General features: G+C 74.2%; 5 protein-coding genes. 2 read left to right on the top strand and 3 right to left on the bottom strand.

Annotated features, from left to right (window positions below; translation table 11 throughout):
- A partial coding sequence (locus AB0K09_RS29980; protein WP_366068552.1) for an MFS transporter occupies positions 1-694 on the bottom strand: 694 nt, incomplete at its 3' end.
- Positions 695-711: 17 nt separating this feature from the next.
- Between AB0K09_RS29980 and AB0K09_RS29975 the strand changes: the two genes are divergently transcribed.
- Entirely contained in the window at positions 712-1,935 is a 1,224-nt protein-coding gene (locus AB0K09_RS29975; RefSeq protein WP_366068551.1) for an ROK family protein, read from the top strand.
- Positions 1,936-2,008: 73 nt separating this feature from the next.
- Here the strand turns inward: AB0K09_RS29975 and AB0K09_RS29970 are convergent, their stop codons facing one another.
- Positions 2,009-2,572 (bottom strand): ATP-binding protein, encoded by a 564-nt coding sequence (locus tag AB0K09_RS29970; protein ID WP_366068550.1) that lies wholly within the window; start codon positions 2,570-2,572, stop codon positions 2,009-2,011.
- A 147-nt stretch (positions 2,573-2,719) separates the two neighbouring features.
- Positions 2,720-3,070, bottom strand: a complete 351-nt coding sequence (locus tag AB0K09_RS29965; RefSeq protein WP_366068549.1) for a hypothetical protein — start codon at positions 3,068-3,070, stop codon at positions 2,720-2,722.
- Positions 3,071-3,256: 186 nt separating this feature from the next.
- Here AB0K09_RS29965 and AB0K09_RS29960 point away from each other — a divergent pair, with 186 nt between their 5' ends.
- Positions 3,257-4,372, top strand: a complete 1,116-nt coding sequence (locus AB0K09_RS29960) for a PLP-dependent cysteine synthase family protein (protein ID WP_366068553.1) — start codon at positions 3,257-3,259, stop codon at positions 4,370-4,372.
- The last annotated feature ends 240 nt before the right edge of the window (positions 4,373-4,612 follow it).

Raw genomic sequence — 4,612 nt, 5'->3', positions numbered from 1 at the left:
GCCGCGCGGACGCGGCCCCGGCGGTGGCGGCCCGCGTGGCCTTCGCCGGCCGTGGGGCCGGCCGGGGCGCCGGACGGGCGAGCAGCCCGCGTCCGGCGAGCGCGGATACGGCGAGCCCGGCGCAGGTCAGGAGCAGCAGGTGGTGCGGCGCGGACAGCCGCCCGGCCACCAGTCCGCCGAGCCCCGCCCCGAGCATGCCGCCCACGCTGAAGGCCGCGTGGAAGCTGGGCATGACCGGTCGGCGCAGCGCGGCCACGAGATCGACCGCCGCGCTGTTCATGGCGACGTTGATGCCGCCGTAGGCGGCGCCGAAGACGAGCAGCACCAGCCCCAGCGCGAGCGCCGAGCGGGTCAGCGCGGGCAGGGCGATGCCGAGGGACATCAGGACGGCGGCGGCCACCGTCACCGGGTGGCTGCCGAAGCGCCGGCAGAGCCGCCCCGTGACCATCATGGTGGCCACGGCGCCCGCCGACACGCCGAGCAGGGCGAACCCGAGAGCACCGGTGGAGGCGCCGGTCCGCTCCTTGATCGCGGGGATGCGGACCACCCAGCCGGCGAAGAGGAAGCCGTCCAGGGCGAAGAACAGGGTCAGATGAGTACGGAGCCGGCGCAGTGCGAGGTCGTGCGGGGCCGCCTGGCGGTCCCCGTGCCGTCCCCCCGCAATGGCCGTCCGTATTTTGTTTAGCGTCGGCACAAAGTGAGAATAGGGGCGTGACCCAGACTCGGACAACCCGTTTGGAGCGGGGCCGCGGCGCACTCGGCCCGGCCCTGGAGCTCGTACACACCGGCCGCGCCCCCACGCGCTCCGTGCTCACCGCCGAGCTCGGCGTGACGCGCGCGACGGCCGGGGCCGTGGCCGCCGAGCTGGAGGCGCTCGGCCTCATCCAGGTCGACGCCCGCCCGGCCGCCGCCGCCGGCTCCCAGGGCCGGCCCTCGCACCGGCTGTCCGTCGCCCCCAACGGGCCGGTCGTCCTCGCCGCGCAGCTCCACGCGGACGGATTCCGCGCCGCGCTCGTCGGGCTCGGCGGACGCATGGTCGCCACCACGCCCGGCTGCATGACGGTGCCGCCGGACCCCGCGCACATCATCGACGCGGTCGTCGAGGCCGGGGCTGAGCTGCTGCGCCGGACCGGGCGGCGCTGCCTCGGCGCCGGGCTCGCGGTGCCCTCGGCGGTCGCCCAGCCCGAGGGGACGGCCCTGAACCCGGTGCACCTCTCCTGGCCCGCGGGCGCCCCCGTTCGCGCACTGTTCACCGAGGCCCTGGCCAAGGCCGGGGTGCACGGCCCGGGCGGCAGGCCCCTCGAGGGGTTCGCCGGCAACGACGTCAACCTCGCCGCGCTCGCCGAGCACCGGCACGGCGCGGGTCGCGGCGCCCGGCACCTGCTGTGCGTGGCCACCGGCCACCGGGGCGTCGGCGGGGCGCTGGTGCTCGACGGCCGGCTGCACACCGGCAGCTCCGGACTGGCCCTGGAGGTCGGCCATCTGACCGTCAACCCGGCCGGCCTGCCCTGCCACTGCGGCAGCCGCGGCTGCCTCGACGTCGAGGCCGACCCGCTGGCCTTCCTCACCGCCGCCGGGCGCGAACCGGGACCCGCCGTCTCACTGCTCCAGCAGTCGCGCGAACTGCTCCGTTCGGAGTACGACGACCCGTCCGTGCGGGCGGCCGCGGACATCGTCGTCGACCGGCTCGGGCTCGGCCTCGCGGGGCTGGTCAACATCCTCAACCCCGACCGCATCGTGCTCGGCGGACTGCACAGCGCGCTGCTGGAGGCCGATCCCGAGCGGCTGCGCGCCGTGGTGGCCGACCGCAGTCTGTGGGGACGCAGCGGCAGCGTGCCGATCCTGGCCGGCACGCTGGATCACAACAGCCTCATCGGTGCCGCCGAGGGAGCCTGGCAGCCGGTCCTCGACGACCCGCTCGCCGCCCTCGCCTGACGCCAGGCCGTGATGCCGCGGCCCGACACCCTGACGGGCGCGGGAGCGCGTCCACCCGGCCGGCGACACCCCGTCAGCCGGGCACGACCGACCGGGCGGACACGCTCTCCCGCAGGGCCGCGGGGCGCAGGGCGCGCCCGCTGAACGCCGGTTCGTCCCGGCCGCCCGCCGTCAATGCCGGGATCGCCAGGTGCGGACGCTCCCGGCCGGCGACGGCCGGCGGCGCGGCCATGGGATCGATGGCCGGGACGGGGAGCGTGAACCACACGACCTTGCCCCCGTCCTGACGCTCCCGCACGCCCCAGCTCGCGCTGACCGCGGCGATCAGCGCCAGGCCCCGGCCGTGCGTGCTGGCGCCGTCCGCGTCCAGGACGCGGGGCAGCCGGGGGCCGTGGTCCCGTACCGACACCGTGAGTTGGTCGAGGAGCAGATCGAGCTCGACCGTGCAGTGTTTGTCCGGACCGGCATGCTGGTGAACATTGGTCAGAAGTTCGGTGACGCCGAGCGCCGCCGTATCGATGAGCGCGTCGAGATGCCAGTAGCGCAGCTGCGCAGAGACGATTCTTCGGACCTGGCCGATCCGCGGGGGCAGGGCCTGGAGCTCGACGGTGCAGTGCTTGTTCACTCGGCTGATCACGGCTGCGACTCCCTGGAAGAAGTAGGGCTAGCCTGATTCAGTTCCTCGGCGGATGCGCATCCAGCACGTAGCCACCGGTAACCCTCGGTGAATCCGGTTCGGGTTCAAGCGTCGGTTCTCCCGGACACCTTCGCAACTCCTGCCCCCTCAGCGCTTCGCTCCGCCGGCGCGCGCCGAGCGCACCGCATCAAGGAACCGGCGCACGGTGCTCTCCCCGGCGCCCTCCGTGCCCCCGGCCGCACCGGCGGAGTCCTCGCCGGCGCCGCCCAGCGTGAGCACGTAGCGGGTGCCGTTGACCTTCGCCCGCGCCCGGTCCCGCGCGGCGAACCACGGCTTGCTCGCGTGCACGGCGTCCAGCGGTGCGCTGTCGATCTCCTGGCCGCGGCTGGTGAGCAGTTCCAGCCGGCCGTCCTGGATCTTGACCTGGCCCGCCCGGGTGAGCGAGCGCAAGGACCGCTCGATCCGCACGCCTGTCGCGTTGAACTCCGCCTCCGCCACGGTGCACCGCCTCCTGGCCCGGTCGCCTCAGCCGCCTCTGGTCCGCAGTCTGCCCGTGAGGGCGCCCACGCACCAGTGCCCGCTTATGATCGAAACGTCCGGGTGCTCCGCATCGTCCCGGACGACCAGCGTGAGGAGCGGCGTGTGAACGGCTCGACGCACTCGAACGCGCCCGGCGCGCCGGCGGTGCCCCCCGGTGCCGTCGTGCCGACCGTCGACGTGGACCGCAGCGATCCGGCCTACCGCGCCTGGCTGAAGGAGGCGGTCCGCAAGGTGCAGGCGGACGCCAACCGCTCGGCCGACACCCATCTGCTGCGCTTCCCGCTGCCCGAGGAGTGGGGCGTCGACCTCTACCTGAAGGACGAGTCCACCCATCCCACCGGCAGCCTCAAGCACCGCCTGGCCCGCTCGCTGTTCCTCTACGGGCTGTGCAACGGCTGGATCCGCCCCGAATCGCCCGTCATCGAGGCGTCCAGCGGCTCCACGGCCGTCTCCGAGGCGTACTTCGCCGAGCTGATCGGTGTGCCGTTCATCGCCGTCATGCCGCGCACCACCAGCGCCGAGAAGTGCCGGCTGATCGAGTTCCACGGCGCGCGGTGCCACTTCGTGGACGATCCCCGCACCGTGTACGCGGAGGCCGCTGCCCTCGCCGTGCGCTGCGGCGGCCACTACATGGACCAGTTCACCTACGCGGAGCGGGCCACCGACTGGCGCGGCAACAACAACATCGCCATGTCGATCTACAGCCAGCTCCGGCTGGAGCGCCACCCCGAGCCCGCCTGGATCGTCGCCACCGCCGGCACCGGCGGCACCTCCGCCACCATCGCCCGCTACGTCCGCTACATGCAGTACGGCACGCGCGTCTGCGTCGCCGACCCGGAGAACTCCTGCTTCTTCGACGGCTGGCGCGACAACGACCCCACGGCCACCAGCGAGCGCGGCTCCCGCATCGAGGGCATCGGCAGGCCCCGCATGGAACCGAGCTTCATGCCGGCCGTCATCGACCGCATGATGCGGGTCCCGGACGCCGCGAGCGTCGCCGCCGTACGGGCGCTGGAACAGCGGATCGGCCGCAAGGCGGGCGGCTCCACCGGCACCGGGCTGTGGAGCGCGCTCAAGATCGTGGCGGAGATGGCCCGCGAGGGCCGCGCCGGCAGCATCGTCACGCTGCTGTGCGACCCGGGCGAGCGCTACCTCGACAAGTACTACTCCGACACGTGGCTCTCCGAGCAGGGGCTGGACATCGAGCCGTACGCGGAGGCCATCCGCCTCTTCCTGGCGACCGGCCGCTGGCCGGACTGAGGCCGGGCCCCGGGCGGTGCCAACGACGCCTGGACGCGGCTGAGTTGTCCCGCCCGGTCCCGCCGCCCGGATGCGTCCGGCCCCGACGCCGGCTGAGACGCCTTTCCGGTGACCGGGTTCGGCTGGCCGCCGGCCTTCTCGCAGATGCCGCGGGCCGGCCGACGCTGTCCGCCGGCCCGCAAGAGCGTGGTCATGGAGCCGAAGGAGCACATGGCCCGCAGCCGCGCGGTCAGGTGCCCG

The organism is Streptomyces sp. NPDC049577 (assembly GCF_040675635.1).
Taxonomy (GTDB): domain Bacteria; phylum Actinomycetota; class Actinomycetes; order Streptomycetales; family Streptomycetaceae; genus Streptomyces.
This window is presented reverse-complemented; position numbering and strand designations above follow the sequence as displayed.